Source organism: Marinobacter sp. DUT-1, from assembly GCF_050379415.1.
Classification (GTDB): Bacteria; Pseudomonadota; Gammaproteobacteria; order Pseudomonadales; family Oleiphilaceae; genus Marinobacter.
In genome coordinates, this window is sequence record NZ_JBNRLS010000002.1 from 119,490 (window position 1) to 134,643 (window position 15,154).

Genomic DNA, 15,154 nt, shown 5'->3' on the forward strand with positions numbered 1-15,154 from the left:
TCAGGAACAAATATGGCTTTGCATAACGCGCCGCTGGGTAAATCCAGCGAATACCCGGATTCTTACGACCCGAACCTGCTGTTTCCGGTGGCGCGCGAGGAAAACCGCCGCCGGATCGGGCTGGAGGATGGTCGCTGGCCCTGGTTCGGTGAGGACCTCTGGCAGGCCTGGGAAGTGTCCTGGCTCAGGCCTGGTGGTGTGCCTGCGGTCGCCTGGGCAGAGATCGTCGTGCCGGCGGCATCGCCGTCCATTATCGAATCCAAGTCCCTGAAGCTGTATCTCAATTCGCTGAACCAGCATGTGTTTTCCACGCCGGAGCAACTGGTGGAGACGGTCGTCAGCGATCTCTCCAGCGCCTGTGGCGCCGCGGTCCGGGTGAACCTGCACAGTGTCGATGAGAGCGGGCAAGCGATCGGTCGCCCCGAGGGTTACCAGTTGATTGATGACGAGCCGGTCTCGGACGTGGTGTACCGGTACGCGCCGGAATCCCTGGCGGTCGAACCCGGGGCAGAGGTGGTGACCGAGCGGTTGTGTTCACACCTGCTCAAGAGTAACTGCCCGGTGACCGGGCAGCCGGACTGGGGCACGCTCCTGATCCGTTACACCGGGCCGAAGTTCGACCGTTCGGCTTTGCTGCGTTACATCGTCAGCTTCCGGAACAAGCAGGATTTCCACGAGCATTGTGTGGAGACTGTCTTCACCGATCTGATGGAGCATTGCCAGCCAGCGGAACTGGCCGTGTGCGCCCGCTACACCCGCCGTGGCGGTCTGGACATCAATCCGTGGCGGAGCACGCAGGCAGAGGGGAATGCGGGCCCGAGGCTGATCCGGCAGTAAGGGCACCGGCCCGGTTCAGCCGAGTTTGCCGGAATCGGGCAGTTCTTCTTCGGAGCGCAGGCGATCAGCGGCATCCTCAAGAGCCTCCAGGATGGCCTTGCGCTCCTTCTCTGTGATCTTGTCGGAGTCGAGGTACATGGCAAAGCCGCTGTGTTCATGCTCCAGGAAGCTGCGGTTCGGGCCCATGTCCCGTCGGAAGTCCACCACTTCGTAAATCGGGACCGGTTTGGCAAAGCCCTTGACCGTGATCTCGCCCTTGTCACGACACATGATCCTGTCCTTGATCAGAGAGAAGGTTTCATAGGACACCAGGATCTCTCCGGGCTCTGCCAGGGATTCGAGCCGGCTGGCGAGGTTCACTTCCTTGCCGATGATGGTGTAGTCCATGCGGTTTTCGGCACCGAAGTTGCCCACCGTGGTGTAGCCGGTGCTGATGCCCATACGGATCTGCAGGGGCGTCTTGATGCCCTGGCTGCGCCACTTCTGGCGCATGATTTTCATGTGCTTGCGCATTTCGATGGCCATGGATACGCAGGCAAAGGCGTCTTCTTTCTGGCCGCGGCTGGTGGGGTCCCCGAAGAACACCATGATGGAATCACCCACGAACTTGTCGATGGTGCCGCCGTATCTCAGTGCCACTTCGGACATGCCGTTGAAGTAGTGATTCAGCAGTTCGGTCAGCGCCTCCGGCTCCATCTCTTCGGAGAGCTCCGTGAAGCCTTTGATGTCGGAGAAGAAGACCGCGAGTTTCTTGCGCTGGGTTTCCAGCCGGACATCCCGTTCACCGGTAAAGATTGACTGCCAGACCTGGGGCGACAGGTACTTGGACAGCTTGTGGGAGAGGGCAATGGATTGTTCCCGCTGGTTCTGGATCTGGGTTTTGGCCAGCATCAGAGCCCGTGCCTGCTGGTGTGAATAGAAGGCGGTGACGCAAATATAGATGCCGGTGGCCAGGACGGCGCTGATGCTGGTCAGCAGCGGTGACTGGAAGGACTCGGCCGGCCCGGCAAAGGCGACGCCGGCAGCAATCGCGGATGCCATCAGGGTGGTGCCCAGCAGCCATTGGCGGATGCCACCGATGATCAGGCAGCTGAACATCATCATCAGTGCCACAGAAACTGCAGGAACCGCGACCAGGCCGGTGAGGCCGATGAATGTGCCACCGAACACGCAGTCCACCAACAGCATCTTCTGGCGGATTCGTGGGGAGCGGTTCAGGAAGGTTCTGCGGGTGAGGACATGGGCGATGTGCGGCCAGAGCAGGGCGCCGGCAACGAGCCACAGCAGCCATTGTTCAAATGCGCTCTGCAGGACGCCGATGACAATGATGACGGCAGTGACCGTGTAAGCAAGGATGCGCCCGCTGTAATCCGGCATCGGGGGGACAGCCGTAGAACTGCTGCCCTGCTCGTGGGGCAGCGCGTTACCGGCGCTGCTGCTCGCGTTTCGCAAGTCCACAGGGGCGCTCATCATCTCAGAAACGGATCCTGCCAATCAGCATGTCTCGGAACATCACCCAATCTCCCATGAGGCTGTACAGTGGGTATTTGAAGGTCGCCGGCCGGTTTTTCTCGAACTTGAAATGGCCCACCCAGGCAAAGCCATATCCGATAACCGGGAGTGCCAGCAACCACAACAAGTTGCCCGATGTGATCGCCCAGATTGCAACGATCAGGACCAGCAGGCTGCCGGCGAAATGCAGGCGCCGGCAGGTTACATCGCTGTGCTCTTCCAGATAGTAAGGATAGAATTCTGAAAAGTTGCGAAATTCGTTCTGGTCATTCATGGTGCTGCCACTTCATTTATAGTTGTTAACATGGGCCAACCAGAGTTGAAGGTTACCAGTATTACGTATAGGCCACAATTCGCGTGTGGCCTTCTAAACAAGGCTTTTTGAACACATTTTTTCCTGACAGCGAGTCGATATGACGTCCGTTACCGAGTTCCTTCTCAATCGCAGTTCCGAACCGCGCCTCACCGCGCCCGCCCCGGACCGGAAAACCCTGGAGCGCGCCTTTGCCTGCGCCGCGCGGGCACCGGATCACGCCCTGTTGCGGCCCTGGCGTTACCTGGTGGTCGAAGGCGAGGGATTGGAGCAGTTGGGTGAGCTGTTTGCGTCCACCTGTCCCAACAATGCCGACGAGCAGGACATTGAGAAGTTGCGCCGTGCGCCACTGCGGGCGCCGATGATCATTGTCGGCATCGCGTCTCCGAGCGAGCATCCCAAGGTTCCGGAGGTGGAGCAGTTGTTATCCGCGGGCGTCGGTTTGAGCTTTCTGGAGCTGGCGCTTCAGGAGGCCGGGTACGGAGCAATGTGGCGTACTGGCACGATGGCCTACCACCCGGCAGTCAGGGAAGGTCTGGGCCTGTCAGAGCAGGAATCCATCATTGGCTTTCTGTATACCGGCACAGTCGCTACGGAGAAGCCAAAGATACCCCGGCCGGAGGTTGCGGAGTTTGTCTCGGACTGGCCACCGGAACGCCGGTAATGTTATTGCTTTCGAAAATAACGTCAGTATAATCCCCCACACTCTCCGATGGCGGCGTGGTGAAATTGGTAGACACGACGGATTCAAAATCCGTTGGGGTAAAACCCGTGGCGGTTCGAGTCCGCCCGCCGCTACCATCATCTTTCCTGCAGTGTCGTAACCAGTCCATCCCATGAACGTCTCCGACTTTTATTTCGATCTCCCGGACGAGCTGATTGCCCGGTACCCGCTCAAGGAGCGCAGCGCCTCCCGTCTGCTGCACCTGGAGGGTCTGACCGGCAAGGTTGGCCATCTCCGGTTTACGGACCTGCAGGACCTGGCCCAGGAAGGCGACCTGCTGGTGTTCAATGACACCCGGGTAATCCCTGCGCGGTTGTTCGGCCGGAAGGAAACAGGTGGCCAGGTGGAAGTGCTGGTCGAGCGGGTAACCGGTGAACACGAAATCCTCGCCCATGTCCGTGCCTCCAAAGCCCTCAAAGCCGATCAGAAGGTTATTCTGGAAGATGGCAGCGTGTTGCGCATGGTCGAGCGCGAGGATGCGCTGTTCCGGCTGATGGCCGAAACCGCCGAGCCTGTTCTCGAAGTGCTCGAGCGTATTGGCCACATGCCGCTGCCTCCCTATGTCGATCGTCCTGACGAATCCTCTGACCGGGAGCGTTATCAGACGGTTTATGCCCGGGAAGCCGGAGCTGTGGCAGCTCCGACCGCAGGATTGCATTTTGACGAGGCGATGCTGGAGCAGCTTCGCGCGAAAGGTGTCGAAACCACCTTTGTAACGCTGCATGTGGGGGCCGGCACGTTCCAGCCGGTGCGTGTGGAGCGTATCGAGGACCACGTGATGCACAGCGAGGTTGCCCATGTGCCGGAGGAAACCGTCGAGGCTATCGAACGGACCCGGGCGCGCGGCGGTCGGGTCATCGCAGTGGGTACCACCTCGGTGCGTTCTCTGGAGTCGGCGAGTCGGGGTGGCCGTGTGCGGCCGTTCCGGGGGGAGACCGACATCTTTATCCATCCGGGTTACCGCTTCCAGACCGTCGATGCCCTGATCACCAATTTCCACCTGCCGGAATCGACCCTGATCATGCTGGTCAGTGCCTTTGCCGGTTACGACAATGTGATGGCGGCGTACCGGGAAGCCGTGGCCGAGCGCTACCGTTTCTTCAGTTATGGTGATGCCATGTTTATCACCGGCCAGGAACCCAGCCGGGGCATGCTTCTGGGTGCATCGACCAGCGCTGCCACTACCGAATCCGACGAGTCCGGAGAATCATCGTGACCAATTCCTGCTTCATGTCCTTCGAGAAAATTACTGAAGACGGTCGTGCCCGGCGCGGCCGCCTGACGTTTCCCCGGGGCGTGGTCGAGACGCCGGCATTCATGCCGGTGGGCACCTACGGAACCGTCAAGGGTATGCTGCCCCGTGATATTCATGAGATCGGTGCCCAGATTATCCTTGGCAATACCTTTCACCTGATGCTCAGGCCGGGCACCGAGGTGGTCAAGGCCCACGGTGATCTGCATGACTTTACCCAGTGGCAGGGCCCGATCCTGACTGACTCCGGCGGTTTCCAGGTGTTCAGCCTGGGCGAGATGCGCAAGATCACGGAAGAGGGCGTGACCTTCCGGTCACCGGTGGACGGCTCGAAAGTGGAGCTGTCGCCGGAAATCGCGATCCGGGTTCAGCGCGACCTGGGTTCGGATATCGTCATGATCTTTGACGAGTGCACGCCTTACCCGGCAACCGAGAAGCAGGCCAGCGAATCCATGCAACTGTCTCTGCGCTGGGCGGAACGAAGCAAAAACGCCCATGAAGGCAATCCGGCGGCATTGTTCGGTATTGTCCAGGGTGGCATGTACGAAGGGCTGCGTGACCAGTCCCTGGCCGGGCTTACGGAGATCGGTTTTGACGGCTACGCCATCGGCGGGCTGTCAGTGGGGGAGCCGAAGGAAGACATGATCCGGATTCTGGATCACCTGCCGCCGAAAATGCCCGAAGACAAGCCGCGCTATCTGATGGGTGTCGGTCGGCCAGAGGATATCGTCGAGGCGGTCCGCCGGGGTGTCGATATGTTCGACTGCGTGATGCCGACACGGAATGCCCGTAATGGGTACCTGTTCACATCCACCGGCATCATCAAGATCCGCAACGCCCGTCATCGCCATGATACCGGTCCGCTGGACGAGCGCTGTGACTGTTACACGTGCCAGAAATTTTCGAGAAGTTATCTGCATCATCTGGATAAATGTGGAGAAATGCTTGGCGCCCAGCTTAATACGATCCACAACCTGCGGTTCTACCAGAACCTTATGGCCGGATTGCGTGGGGCCATTGAAGCAGGTACATTGTCGGACTTTATTAGCGACTTCTACGCCCTTCGCGGCGAATCGGTGCCGCCTCTGGCCGGTGCCTGAACGAATTGCCAAACCAACGGAGATAATAAATGAAATCAATGAAGTTTCTTGTTGCTGGACTGATGGCTCTGATGCCGGCGCTGGCTATGGCTCAGGATCCCGCAGCCCAGGGCATGGGTGTGATGGGCCAGGTGATCTTTTTCGCCGGCTTTATCCTGATTTTCTACTTCCTGATCTGGCGCCCCCAGTCCAAGCGCGCCAAGGAGCACAAGGCGCTGATGTCCGGCCTGAACAAGGGTGATGAGGTTGTCACCTCCGGTGGTGTCGCCGGCAAGATCACGAAGGTGACTGATGACTTTATCGTGATCGAAGTCGCCGACAACGTTGAAGTCAAGGTTCAGAAGGTTGCCGTTGCCGCAGCGCTGCCGAAAGGTACCCTGAAGGATATCTGATCCAGGCTTTTCGCCTTCCCAGAACCTGCCTGTCTGATTCTTTCTGGCTGACAACCAAGGCCGGCCTCAGGGCCGGCTATTAAGGGAACCCATGCTGAACAAGTATCCGCTCTGGAAAAACCTGGTTATCCTGGTCGCGCTCGTGATCGGGTTTATCTACGCTCTGCCCAACCTTTTCCCCGATGATTTCGCCATCCAGATTACCGGCGCCCGCAGCAGCACCGAAGTGAACGAGCGTGTGCTGGAACGTGCGGTCCAGGCACTGGAATCCGAAGGCATCACGGTGAAGAGCAGCTCTCTGCAAGAGCGTGATGCCCTGATTCGCCTGACCAGCTCCGATGACCAGCTCAAGGCCCGCCCGACCGTCCAGCAGGCGCTGGGCAACGAATACCTGGTGGCATTGAACATGGCCGCGTCCACCCCGGACTGGCTGAAAGCCGTCGGTGCCGGACCCATGAAACTGGGTCTGGATTTGCGAGGTGGTGTGCACTTCCTGCTGGAAGTGGACATGGATACGGCGCTGCAGCAGCGTCTGGAAGCCTTGTCCAGCCAGATCAAGCGGGAGCTGCGTGAAGAGCGGGTTCGGTATCGTGGCGGTGATGTTGATGCCGGTGACCGCCAGATTGTGCTGAGCTTCCGGGACGAGGAGTCTCGTGCCGAGGCCTTTGACCTGGTCCGCAACCAGTACAATCAGTTCCTGATGGACGAGCAGATGCAGGGTGACGAGTTCCAGTTGGTGCTGTCCCTTTCCGAAGCGGAAGTGAAGTCGATCCAGGAGTATGCCCTCGAGCAAAACCTGACGACCATCCGTAACCGTGTCAACGAACTGGGCGTGGCTGAGCCGCTCGTTCAGCGTCAGGGCACGGACCGGATCATCGTGGAGCTGCCGGGCGTTCAGGATACCGCCCAGGCTAAGCGGGTACTGGGTGCTACCGCGAACCTGGAGTTCCGCCTCGAAGCAAGGCAGGACGCACCGGCCAGCGAAACGGAGGAGTACAGCTTCCGGGATAATCCCCAGCGCACTGCGCGCCTTGAGCGCGATGTGATTACCACTGGTAACAATGTGGCCAACGCCCAGCAGGCGTTTGACGAGAACGGCCAGCCACAGGTCAACATCACCATGGACTCCGTGGGCGGTGATCTGATGAACCGTGCCACCCGCAACGCCATTGGTCGCCGGATGGCCGTGTTGTTCATCGAATACCGTACCGAAACCGAAAGCCGGATGGTGGACGGTGAGCCCACCATGGTCGAGAAGCGGGTGGTAGAGAAAGGTATTATCAGCCTTGCCACCATTCAGTCGGCTCTGGGCAGCAGCTTCCGGATTACTGGCCTGGATTCCATTCCGGAAGCTTCCGAGCTGGCCCTGTTGCTGCGTGCCGGTGCCCTGGCGGCGCCCATGTACTTTGTTCAGGAGCGGACCATCGGTCCGAGCCTGGGTCAGAAAAACATCGATGCCGGCGTGATGTCGGTGGCGCTCGGTTTCGGCCTGGTCCTGCTGTACATGATTGTCTATTACCGTGGGTTCGGACTGATTGCCAACGTCTCGCTGACCCTCAACCTGATGTTGCTTATTGCCTGCATGTCCATCCTGTCGGCAACGCTCACCCTCCCGGGCATTGCCGGTATCGTGCTGACCGTTGGTATGGCCGTGGATGCGAACGTGCTGATCTTCGAGCGAATACGTGAAGAGCTGAAAGCAGGGGTGGCGCCACAACTGGCCATTAATGCCGGCTATTCGCGGGCGTTCGTTTCGATCTTTGATGCCAACATCACCACGCTGTTGGTCGCGGTGATCCTGTTCGCCATGGGCTCCGGCCCGGTCAAGGGCTTCGCCGTCACCCTGTGCATCGGTATTCTTACCTCGATGTTCTCCGGGCTGATGGTCAGTCGCAGCATCGTTAACCTTGTGTATGGCGGTCGGAAGATCGAAAAGCTGTCGATTGGAGGGAAGCTGGCAAATGTCTGAGCAGGAGAAGAAACCGTTTGATTTTATGGGGTTCCGGAAGGCTGCTTCCGTCGTCTCCATCGCGCTGATCATTGTCTCGATTGCCTTGCTGGCAGTTCGTGGCCTGAACCTGGGCATGGACTTTACCGGGGGCACCTCCGTCGAATTCGAATATGCGGAAGCGCCGTCCCTGGACAATATCCGTGGTCAGCTTGACGAAGCCGGCTTCGAGAAGTTTGTGGTCCAGAATTTTGGTTCCGATACCACGATCCTGATCCGTCTGGCGGAAGCAGGTAATGATGAGCTTGCCGTCGAAGTCGCCGACGCCCTTCAGAAGGGTGGTGCGCAGTTCGAGCTGATCAGTTCCGAGTTCATCGGTTCCCAGGTGGGTGAGCAGCTCAAGGAAGACAGTGGTCTGGGCCTGTTGCTGGCCCTGGCGGTGGTGCTCATTTATGTGGGGATGCGCTTCCAGTTCAAGTTCGGTATCGCCTCGGTGATTCCGCTGGCCCATGATGTGATCATTGTTCTGGGTGTGTTTGCCCTGTTCCAGTGGACCTTCGATCTGACCGTACTGGCTGCCCTGCTGGCGGTAATCGGTTATTCCCTGAATGACACCATCGTAGTCGCGGACCGTATCCGGGAAAATTTCCGCAAGATGCGGGTCGGGGATGCCTGGGACATCATCAACACCTCGATTCATCAGACCATCAGCCGGACCATCAATACATCCGGTACTACATTGGTGGTGCTGTTTGCGCTCTATCTGTTCGGCGGTGAGGCGATCAACAACTTCGCCCTGGCGCTGATTATCGGCGTGCTGGTTGGTACCTATTCCTCCATCTATGTCTCTGCCAACCTGTTGATCGCGCTGGGCGTGTCCCGGGAGGACATGATGCTCCCGGTCAAAGAGGGTGCGGCCGGGCAGGAAGAGGAAGAAGAACCACCGGAATGGCTCAACCGGATGTAAGCCCTCCGGGCATAAAAAAAACCGCCACTCCGAGGAGTTGGCGGTTTTTTTATGGCTTGCCGAAGCTGTTGATCAGCGCGGCAGGCGGCCCCGGAAGGGGTGCAGGGTTTTCAGAACTTCCCGGAACAGCTTGGGATTGGCCACGACCAGTTGCCGGGCGTTACCGGTAGACGGGTTGCCGGAGAAGTCACCGGTCAGTGCGCCGGATTCCATGGCCAGGGTCACGCCCAGGTCCAGATCGGCCGCTTCCGGGCGGAAGATGACGGCAGCATCAAGGCTGCCCGAGGCAACCCGGGCAATATCCAGCACTACGCAGCCGGAACTGCGAAACATGGCTGAATCGTGGGCGATGACCGCGGCCATTTCACCCCACAGCTGTGAGTTATCGCTCTTGCGCGCCTGATCCAGCAGGTTGGTGGCAATGGCGGCCTTGTCGAAATGCCTGATTTCCGAAGTGCGTACCCGCCGGCTGTTGAGGGCTGCGCCGTGACCCCGGGACGCGGAATATTCTTCGCCGGTAATCGGGTTCACGATCAGCAGGTTTTCAGTGCGGTTGTTCCGCTTCTGGGACAGGGCCAGAACGAAATCCGGAATCCCGCGGAGAAAGTTTTCGCGGCCCAGAACCGGAAAGATATGCCAGCTCTTCTCGCTGGTGCCGGCGCTGGCCTCGTTCAACGGAGCAATCTCGTGGTCCTTATAGGACTTCTCGAGCTGCTCCTTGAAGTTGTCATAGATGGACTGTTCAACCCGATCCAGCTGGCGGCGACGTTCGCTCTCGTCCTTGCCGTTGGGTTCCTGGCGCTCGAAATGGGCTTTCAGGTAGTCGGACCCCTGACGCGCAACGCGCAGGGCCATTTTGATTGCTGGTTGCATCTGAGTGTTCATTATCCAGGTGTGTGGAGGCCGGGTATGATAGCAAAAGATCACCTCCCTTGTATGTTTTTTGACTCCGGAAAACCACGGATGACGGCTATTCCGGAGAGGTCGGAGGAGCGTGGTTCTGCTATCATGTCGCGCTTGGTTCACTCTGCACACAGAAACGGGCTTTTTGATCATGCACAAACCCGCGCTCCCTATGGAAGGCTCGGACACCTATAACGACCGGATCCGCATTGTTCTGGTGGAAACTTCCCATTCGGGAAACATTGGCGCGGTTGCCCGGGCCATGAAGAACATGGGACTGGGGAACCTGTGGCTGGTCAATCCGAAATCCTTTCCGGACGAAGCATCCTATGCCCGCGCCGCCGGTGCCTCGGATGTGCTCGACCGTGCACAGGTAGTCGCCAGCCTGGAAGAAGCCATTGACGATTGCGTGCTGGTGATGGGCACCAGTGCCCGCGGCCGCAAGGTGCCCTGGCCGGTGATGCCGCCCCCCGAATCGGCCAGGGCTGCAGCGGAAGCGTCTGCCGGTGGTAGCGTTGCGCTGGTGTTCGGGCGCGAGAGCAACGGTCTGAGTAATGATGAGCTCCAGCATTGTCACCACCACATTCATATCCCGTCCAACCCGGAATACAGCTCCCTGAATCTGGCCATGGCGGTACAGGTGATGTGTTACGAGTTGCGGATGCTTTATCTTCGTAACCTTGAAGGTGGCGAAGGTAGCCCATACCTCAAGCCCATGTCGGCACCGGGCGATGCCGGCTGGGATGTGTCTCCGGCTTCGGTCAGGGATGTGGAAGGGTTCTTCGGACATCTGGAACAGATGCTTGTGGACGTGGAGTTTCACCGCCGTGAGAATCCGCGCCAGCTGATGATCCGCTTGCGGAGGCTTTTCCAGCGGGCCAGACTTGATCAGATGGAAGTCAACATTCTCCGTGGCATCCTGACGGCGGCCCAGAAGGCTGCCGGCAAGGCACCAAATCAACGCCGATCCACTGATGGTGAGCCATCGGCGACGGGACAGGAAAATGGCCATGTTTGAACAATTGCGGGAAGACATTAACAGTGTTTTTCACCGGGATCCGGCGGCGCGGAACACGTTCGAGGTTCTCACCAATTACCCGGGCCTCCATGCTTTGCTGTTTCACCGGTTTGCCCACTGGCTCTGGAAGCTGGGGCTGAAATGGCTGGCCCGCACGGTATCAACCCTGGCCCGCTGGTTCACCGGCATCGAGATCCATCCGGGAGCAACCATCGGCCGACGATTCTTTATCGACCACGGCATGGGTGTGGTAATTGGTGAGACTACGGTTATCGGTGATGATGTGACCCTCTACCAGGGCGTGACTCTTGGGGGCACCAGTTGGAACAAGGGCAAGCGCCATCCGACCATCGGAGATGGTGTTGTCGTCGGCGCAGGTGCCAAGATCCTCGGGCCGTTTGAAGTGGGTGAGGGTGCCAAGATAGGTTCCAACTCTGTCGTGACCAAGGCGGTACCCGCCGGCGCCACGGTGGTTGGCATACCGGGGCGGGTGATCGTCAAACGCAAATCCGAAGACGATGTCCGCCGCAAAGAGATGGAAGAGCGCATGGGTTTCGATGCTTACGGGGTGACCGAGGAAATGCCGGACCCGGTGGCACGGGCCATGCGTGCACTGCTTGATCACATGCATGCGGTCGATGACCGCATCGAGAACATGTGCAAAGCGATCCGCAAGGTTAACAGTGAATACCAGAATGGCGAGCTGCCGCCGCTGGATGAGGAGGACTTTGACTGTGTCCGGGATGACACGGATACGCGGGGTTGAATACTTGACTGAAATACTGGGTCAATTCATACTCGCATCTGTTAATCGAGATTCATTCCCGTCGCGGGGCTGACGCCATGAAACTGACCACCAAAGGCCGCTATGCTGTTACGGCGATGTTGGACCTGGCCCTTCACGGGGATCAGGGGCCGGTCAGTCTGGCGGATATATCATCCCGGCAGGAAATCTCGTTATCCTACCTGGAACAGCTTTTCTCCCGTCTGCGCCGGCAGAAACTGGTTGTCAGTATCCGTGGCCCGGGTGGTGGTTACCGCCTGAGCCGTGATGCTGATCGTGTCTACATCGCCGAGGTGGTGGATGCGGTCAGTGAGTCCCTGGATACCACCCGCTGTGGTAACAAGGGTGACTGCCAGAATGGGGAGAAGTGCCTTACCCACCATCTCTGGTCTGATCTGAGCGATCAGATTCATCAGTTTCTCAGCGAGATAAGTCTCGGGGATCTGATGAAGAAGCATGAAATCCGTCAGGTTGCGGATCGCCAGAACCGTCTCCAGGGCGGCAAGGATTCTGAAACCATCAACACCGACCGTCTGACCGACCAGGCGCCGGCCTGATACAGAACGTTCTTACATATCATGAAAAAGCCCGTATATCTGGATTACGCGGCCACGACGCCCGTTGATCCCGTCGTTGCCGGTGAAATGGCCAAATACCTCACGCTGGATGGTGTGTTCGGGAACCCCGCTTCCCGTTCCCATGCCTATGGCTGGCAGGCCGAGGCGGCGGTTGAGGCTGCCCGCCGGCAGGTTGCCGACCTGATTTCCGCCGATCCCAGGGAGATTGTCTGGACCTCCGGCGCTACCGAGTCCGATAACCTTGCGATCAAGGGCGCGGTGGGCGATCGCAGGGGTGTCCATATCATTACCTCGAAAATCGAGCACAAGGCAGTTATCGATACCTGCAAATGGCTAGAAGATCGCGGCGTGGAAGTCACCTGGCTGGACCCCGATCCGGAGGGGCGGATTCCTCCGGGCCGGGTCATCGAGGCGCTCCGGGAGAACACGGTCCTGGTGAGCCTGATGCTGGTGAACAACGAACTGGGCTGCGTTACTGATATTGCGTCGATTGGCAGTGAACTCCGTGAGCGGGGTGTTCTGTTCCATGTGGACGCTGCCCAGGCTGCCGGCAAGATGCCCATTGACCTGAACCGGACCCCGGTAGACCTGTTGTCTTTGTCCGGACACAAGGTCTACGGACCCAAGGGTATTGGTGCGCTTTATGTGCGCCGGTCCCCGGATGTGCGGATCGAGGCCCAGATGCACGGCGGAGGCCACGAGCGGGGAATGCGTTCCGGGACCCTGCCGACTCACCAGATTGTTGGGATGGGCAAGGCCTTTGCGATTGCCGCGGATGGGCTTGAAGCGGAGATGGCCAGGCTCGAATCCCTGCGTACCGCTTTCCTGAAAGGCCTGGAGGGTCTTGAAGGTGTAACCGTGAACGGCAGCGAGTCCCATCGCGTACCGGGTCTGGTCAATCTTTCGTTTGACGGAGTGGAAGCGGAATCGCTGATGCTCGGCCTGCGGGATCTGGCGGTTTCCTCCGGCTCTGCCTGTTCGTCCGCAACCATCGAGCCTTCTTTCGTGTTGCGCGGCATCGGCCTGAGCGACGAGCAGGCGCACCGGGCGCTGCGGTTCTCCATGGGGCGTTTCACCACTGAGGAAGAAGTGGCCTTTGCCAGTTCGCAAATCGTTGATGTTGTTAGGCGCCTGCGCGCAGTGCGGTAGGCAGTAGCCCCCGGACTGCGTATAATCGCAGGCCAGAATTTTAACCTGAACCATACTGGAGACTTACCATGGCAAATGAGCGCACGCTCTCTATCATCAAACCCGACGCAGTCGCCAAGAACGTGATTGGCGAAATCTACAGCCGTTTCGAGAAGGCTGGCCTGCAGATTGTTGCCGCCAAGATGATGCACCTGACCCAGGAGCAGGCTGAAGGCTTCTACGCTGAGCACAAAGAGCGTCCGTTCTTCAATGATCTGGTAGCGTTCATGACCTCTGGTCCGGTTGTGGTTCAGGTTCTGGAAGGCGAAGGCGCCATTCTGAAGAACCGTGACCTGATGGGTGCCACCAACCCGAAGGAAGCCGAAGCTGGCACCATCCGCGCCGATTTCGCATCTTCCATCGATGCCAACGCCGTTCACGGCTCTGATTCCGCGGCCTCTGCCGAGCGCGAAATCGCCTATTTCTTTAATGACAACGAGATCTGCCCGCGCGGCTGATCCGGTTGTAAGGGGCAGTCTTCGACTGCCCCGAATTGGTTATTTGATCGAGGTTATGAAATGACAGCTGCTGCTGAAAAAACCAATCTGCTGGGGATGCCCAAGGTCAAGCTGGAGGCCTTCTTCGAATCCCTGGGCGAGAAGCGCTTCCGTGCGCAGCAGGTGCTGCAGTGGATCCACCAGCGCGGCGTGGATGACTTCGACCAAATGACCAATATGAGCAAAGCGCTCCGGGAAAAGCTCAAAGCGGTAGCCGAAGTTCGCGGGCCAGAGGTGGTCTACGACGAAAGCTCCAAAGATGGCACCCGCAAGTGGGTCATGCGCATGGATAACGGCAACAGTGTCGAGACCGTCCTGATCCCGGATGGGGAGCGGGGCACCCTGTGCGTCTCTTCCCAGATCGGTTGCAGCCTGGATTGCACCTTCTGCTCCACCGGCAAGCGGGGGTTCAATCGGAACCTGACGGCAGCGGAGATCATCGGCCAGGTGTGGGTGGCCCGCAAGGCCTTCATGCCGTTCGACCCCAACGCCGATCGGCCGATTACCAACGTGGTGATGATGGGCATGGGAGAGCCACTGCTCAACTTCGACAACGTCGTTGATGCCATGAACCTTATGATGGAGGACCTGGCCTACGGTATCTCCAAGCGCCGGGTCACTTTGAGCACCTCCGGTGTGGTGCCGGCATTGGACCGTTTGGGCGAGGTTACCGATGTTTCACTGGCCATTTCGCTCCATGCCCCTAATGATGAGTTGCGTAACCAGTTGGTACCGTTGAATAAAAAGTACCCGATAGCGGAGTTGCTCGCGGCAACGCGGCGGTATCTCAGCCGGCTGCCTGACAAACGCAAGGCAACCATTGAGTACACCGTGATCGAGGGGATGAATGACCAGCCGGAACACGCCCGGCAACTGGCCGTCCTGTTGAAGGGGCTGCCCTGCAAGATCAACCTGATTCCTTTCAATCCGTTCCCGGAAAGCGATTTCCGGCGTCCGAGCATGAATGCCACCCGCCGGTTCCAGACCGTCCTCAACGAGGCCGGATATATCGCCACTATCCGGACTACCCGGGGTGATGATATTGATGCAGCCTGTGGGCAGCTCGTTGGCCGGGTCGAGGATCGCACCCGCCGCAGTCAGCGGTACATTGAGGTACAACAGGTGAACCCCTGATTCACAA

At 58.9% G+C, this 15,154-nt stretch carries 16 protein-coding genes and 1 tRNA gene; 14 read left to right on the forward strand and 3 right to left on the reverse strand.

Going from position 1 to position 15,154, the window contains the following annotated elements; translation table 11 throughout:
- Nucleotides 1-12 precede the first annotated feature (12 nt).
- The gene (gene queF, locus ACQUTG_RS06170) at nt 13-837 is read left to right on the forward strand and encodes an NADPH-dependent 7-cyano-7-deazaguanine reductase QueF (protein WP_428918572.1); all 825 of its coding nucleotides are present in this window, start codon (nt 13-15) and stop codon (nt 835-837) included.
- A 15-nt stretch (nt 838-852) separates the two neighbouring features.
- Here the strand turns inward: queF and ACQUTG_RS06175 are convergent, their stop codons facing one another.
- Together ACQUTG_RS06175 and ACQUTG_RS06180 are read right to left on the reverse strand one after the other, a co-directional pair.
- Nucleotides 853-2,310: an adenylate/guanylate cyclase domain-containing protein gene (locus ACQUTG_RS06175; protein ID WP_428918573.1), complete on the reverse strand. Its 1,458-nt coding sequence runs from the start codon at nt 2,308-2,310 to the stop codon at nt 853-855.
- 1 nt (nt 2,311) lies between these two features.
- Nucleotides 2,312-2,623: an Mpo1-like protein gene (locus ACQUTG_RS06180; protein WP_428918574.1), complete on the reverse strand. Its 312-nt coding sequence runs from the start codon at nt 2,621-2,623 to the stop codon at nt 2,312-2,314.
- Nucleotides 2,624-2,762: 139 nt separating this feature from the next.
- Between ACQUTG_RS06180 and ACQUTG_RS06185 the strand changes: the two genes are divergently transcribed.
- The 7 genes from ACQUTG_RS06185 (at nt 2,763) to secF (ending at nt 9,045) form a co-directional block, all read left to right on the forward strand.
- Nucleotides 2,763-3,326: a nitroreductase family protein gene (locus ACQUTG_RS06185; RefSeq protein ID WP_428918575.1), complete on the forward strand. Its 564-nt coding sequence runs from the start codon at nt 2,763-2,765 to the stop codon at nt 3,324-3,326.
- 50 nt (nt 3,327-3,376) lie between these two features.
- Nucleotides 3,377-3,463 (forward strand) — tRNA-Leu (locus tag ACQUTG_RS06190).
- A 35-nt stretch (nt 3,464-3,498) separates the two neighbouring features.
- On the forward strand, nt 3,499-4,602 hold the full coding sequence (gene queA, locus ACQUTG_RS06195; protein WP_428918576.1) for a tRNA preQ1(34) S-adenosylmethionine ribosyltransferase-isomerase QueA: 1,104 nt from the start codon (nt 3,499-3,501) through the stop codon (nt 4,600-4,602).
- A 14-nt stretch (nt 4,603-4,616) separates the two neighbouring features.
- The gene (gene tgt / locus ACQUTG_RS06200) at nt 4,617-5,738 is read left to right on the forward strand and encodes a tRNA guanosine(34) transglycosylase Tgt (RefSeq protein WP_428919246.1); all 1,122 of its coding nucleotides are present in this window, start codon (nt 4,617-4,619) and stop codon (nt 5,736-5,738) included.
- 29 nt (nt 5,739-5,767) lie between these two features.
- Nucleotides 5,768-6,130 carry a preprotein translocase subunit YajC gene (gene yajC, locus ACQUTG_RS06205; protein ID WP_410330692.1) on the forward strand — a complete coding sequence of 121 codons (363 nt, stop codon included), beginning with the start codon at nt 5,768-5,770 and terminating at the stop codon, nt 6,128-6,130.
- Between the two features lie 91 nt (nt 6,131-6,221).
- Nucleotides 6,222-8,099, forward strand: coding sequence for a protein translocase subunit SecD (gene secD, locus ACQUTG_RS06210; RefSeq protein ID WP_428918577.1), 1,878 nt, complete (start codon nt 6,222-6,224; stop codon nt 8,097-8,099).
- Nucleotides 8,092-9,045, forward strand: a complete 954-nt coding sequence (secF, locus tag ACQUTG_RS06215) for a protein translocase subunit SecF (RefSeq protein WP_428918578.1) — start codon at nt 8,092-8,094, stop codon at nt 9,043-9,045. Before secD ends, secF begins: the two co-directional genes overlap by 8 nt.
- A gap of 72 nt (nt 9,046-9,117) precedes the next feature.
- Here secF and ACQUTG_RS06220 read toward each other — a convergent pair whose 3' ends face one another.
- Entirely contained in the window at nt 9,118-9,918 is an 801-nt protein-coding gene (locus ACQUTG_RS06220) for an inositol monophosphatase family protein (RefSeq protein ID WP_428918579.1), read from the reverse strand.
- A gap of 181 nt (nt 9,919-10,099) precedes the next feature.
- Here ACQUTG_RS06220 and trmJ point away from each other — a divergent pair, with 181 nt between their 5' ends.
- The 6 genes from trmJ (at nt 10,100) to rlmN (ending at nt 15,147) form a co-directional block, all read left to right on the forward strand.
- On the forward strand, nt 10,100-10,966 hold the full coding sequence (trmJ, locus tag ACQUTG_RS06225; RefSeq protein ID WP_428918580.1) for a tRNA (cytosine(32)/uridine(32)-2'-O)-methyltransferase TrmJ: 867 nt from the start codon (nt 10,100-10,102) through the stop codon (nt 10,964-10,966).
- Nucleotides 10,959-11,732, forward strand: coding sequence for a serine O-acetyltransferase (cysE, locus tag ACQUTG_RS06230; RefSeq protein ID WP_428918581.1), 774 nt, complete (start codon nt 10,959-10,961; stop codon nt 11,730-11,732). The genes trmJ and cysE overlap by 8 nt, the downstream gene beginning before the upstream one ends.
- A 77-nt stretch (nt 11,733-11,809) precedes the next feature.
- Nucleotides 11,810-12,307 (forward strand): Fe-S cluster assembly transcriptional regulator IscR, encoded by a 498-nt coding sequence (gene iscR / locus ACQUTG_RS06235; protein ID WP_428918582.1) that lies wholly within the window; start codon nt 11,810-11,812, stop codon nt 12,305-12,307.
- Between the two features lie 21 nt (nt 12,308-12,328).
- Entirely contained in the window at nt 12,329-13,477 is a 1,149-nt protein-coding gene (locus ACQUTG_RS06240) for an IscS subfamily cysteine desulfurase (RefSeq protein ID WP_428918583.1), read from the forward strand.
- A 68-nt stretch (nt 13,478-13,545) separates the two neighbouring features.
- A complete protein-coding gene (ndk, locus tag ACQUTG_RS06245; protein ID WP_092002506.1) occupies nt 13,546-13,974 on the forward strand; it encodes a nucleoside-diphosphate kinase in 429 nt (142 codons plus the stop codon).
- 60 nt (nt 13,975-14,034) lie between these two features.
- On the forward strand, nt 14,035-15,147 hold the full coding sequence (gene rlmN / locus ACQUTG_RS06250; protein ID WP_428918584.1) for a 23S rRNA (adenine(2503)-C(2))-methyltransferase RlmN: 1,113 nt from the start codon (nt 14,035-14,037) through the stop codon (nt 15,145-15,147).
- The last annotated feature ends 7 nt before the right edge of the window (nt 15,148-15,154 follow it).

Bases quoted from the DNA above. Each gene is read 5' to 3' on its own strand.
- ACQUTG_RS06175 (WP_428918573.1), bottom strand. From the start codon at position 2,310: ATGATGAGCGCCCCTGTGGACTTGCGAAACGCGAGCAGCAGCGCCGGT.
- iscR (WP_428918582.1), top strand. From the start codon at position 11,810: ATGAAACTGACCACCAAAGGCCGCTATGCTGTTACGGCGATGTTGGAC.
- tgt (WP_428919246.1), top strand. From the start codon at position 4,617: ATGTCCTTCGAGAAAATTACTGAAGACGGTCGTGCCCGGCGCGGCCGC.
- rlmN (WP_428918584.1), top strand. From the start codon at position 14,035: ATGACAGCTGCTGCTGAAAAAACCAATCTGCTGGGGATGCCCAAGGTC.
- trmJ (WP_428918580.1), top strand. From the start codon at position 10,100: ATGCACAAACCCGCGCTCCCTATGGAAGGCTCGGACACCTATAACGAC.
- yajC (WP_410330692.1), top strand. From the start codon at position 5,768: ATGAAATCAATGAAGTTTCTTGTTGCTGGACTGATGGCTCTGATGCCG.
- ndk (WP_092002506.1), top strand. From the start codon at position 13,546: ATGGCAAATGAGCGCACGCTCTCTATCATCAAACCCGACGCAGTCGCC.
- ACQUTG_RS06185 (WP_428918575.1), top strand. From the start codon at position 2,763: ATGACGTCCGTTACCGAGTTCCTTCTCAATCGCAGTTCCGAACCGCGC.
- cysE (WP_428918581.1), top strand. From the start codon at position 10,959: ATGTTTGAACAATTGCGGGAAGACATTAACAGTGTTTTTCACCGGGAT.
- ACQUTG_RS06180 (WP_428918574.1), bottom strand. From the start codon at position 2,623: ATGAATGACCAGAACGAATTTCGCAACTTTTCAGAATTCTATCCTTAC.
- secD (WP_428918577.1), top strand. From the start codon at position 6,222: ATGCTGAACAAGTATCCGCTCTGGAAAAACCTGGTTATCCTGGTCGCG.
- ACQUTG_RS06240 (WP_428918583.1), top strand. From the start codon at position 12,329: ATGAAAAAGCCCGTATATCTGGATTACGCGGCCACGACGCCCGTTGAT.
- secF (WP_428918578.1), top strand. From the start codon at position 8,092: ATGTCTGAGCAGGAGAAGAAACCGTTTGATTTTATGGGGTTCCGGAAG.
- ACQUTG_RS06220 (WP_428918579.1), bottom strand. From the start codon at position 9,918: ATGCAACCAGCAATCAAAATGGCCCTGCGCGTTGCGCGTCAGGGGTCC.
- queF (WP_428918572.1), top strand. From the start codon at position 13: ATGGCTTTGCATAACGCGCCGCTGGGTAAATCCAGCGAATACCCGGAT.
- queA (WP_428918576.1), top strand. From the start codon at position 3,499: ATGAACGTCTCCGACTTTTATTTCGATCTCCCGGACGAGCTGATTGCC.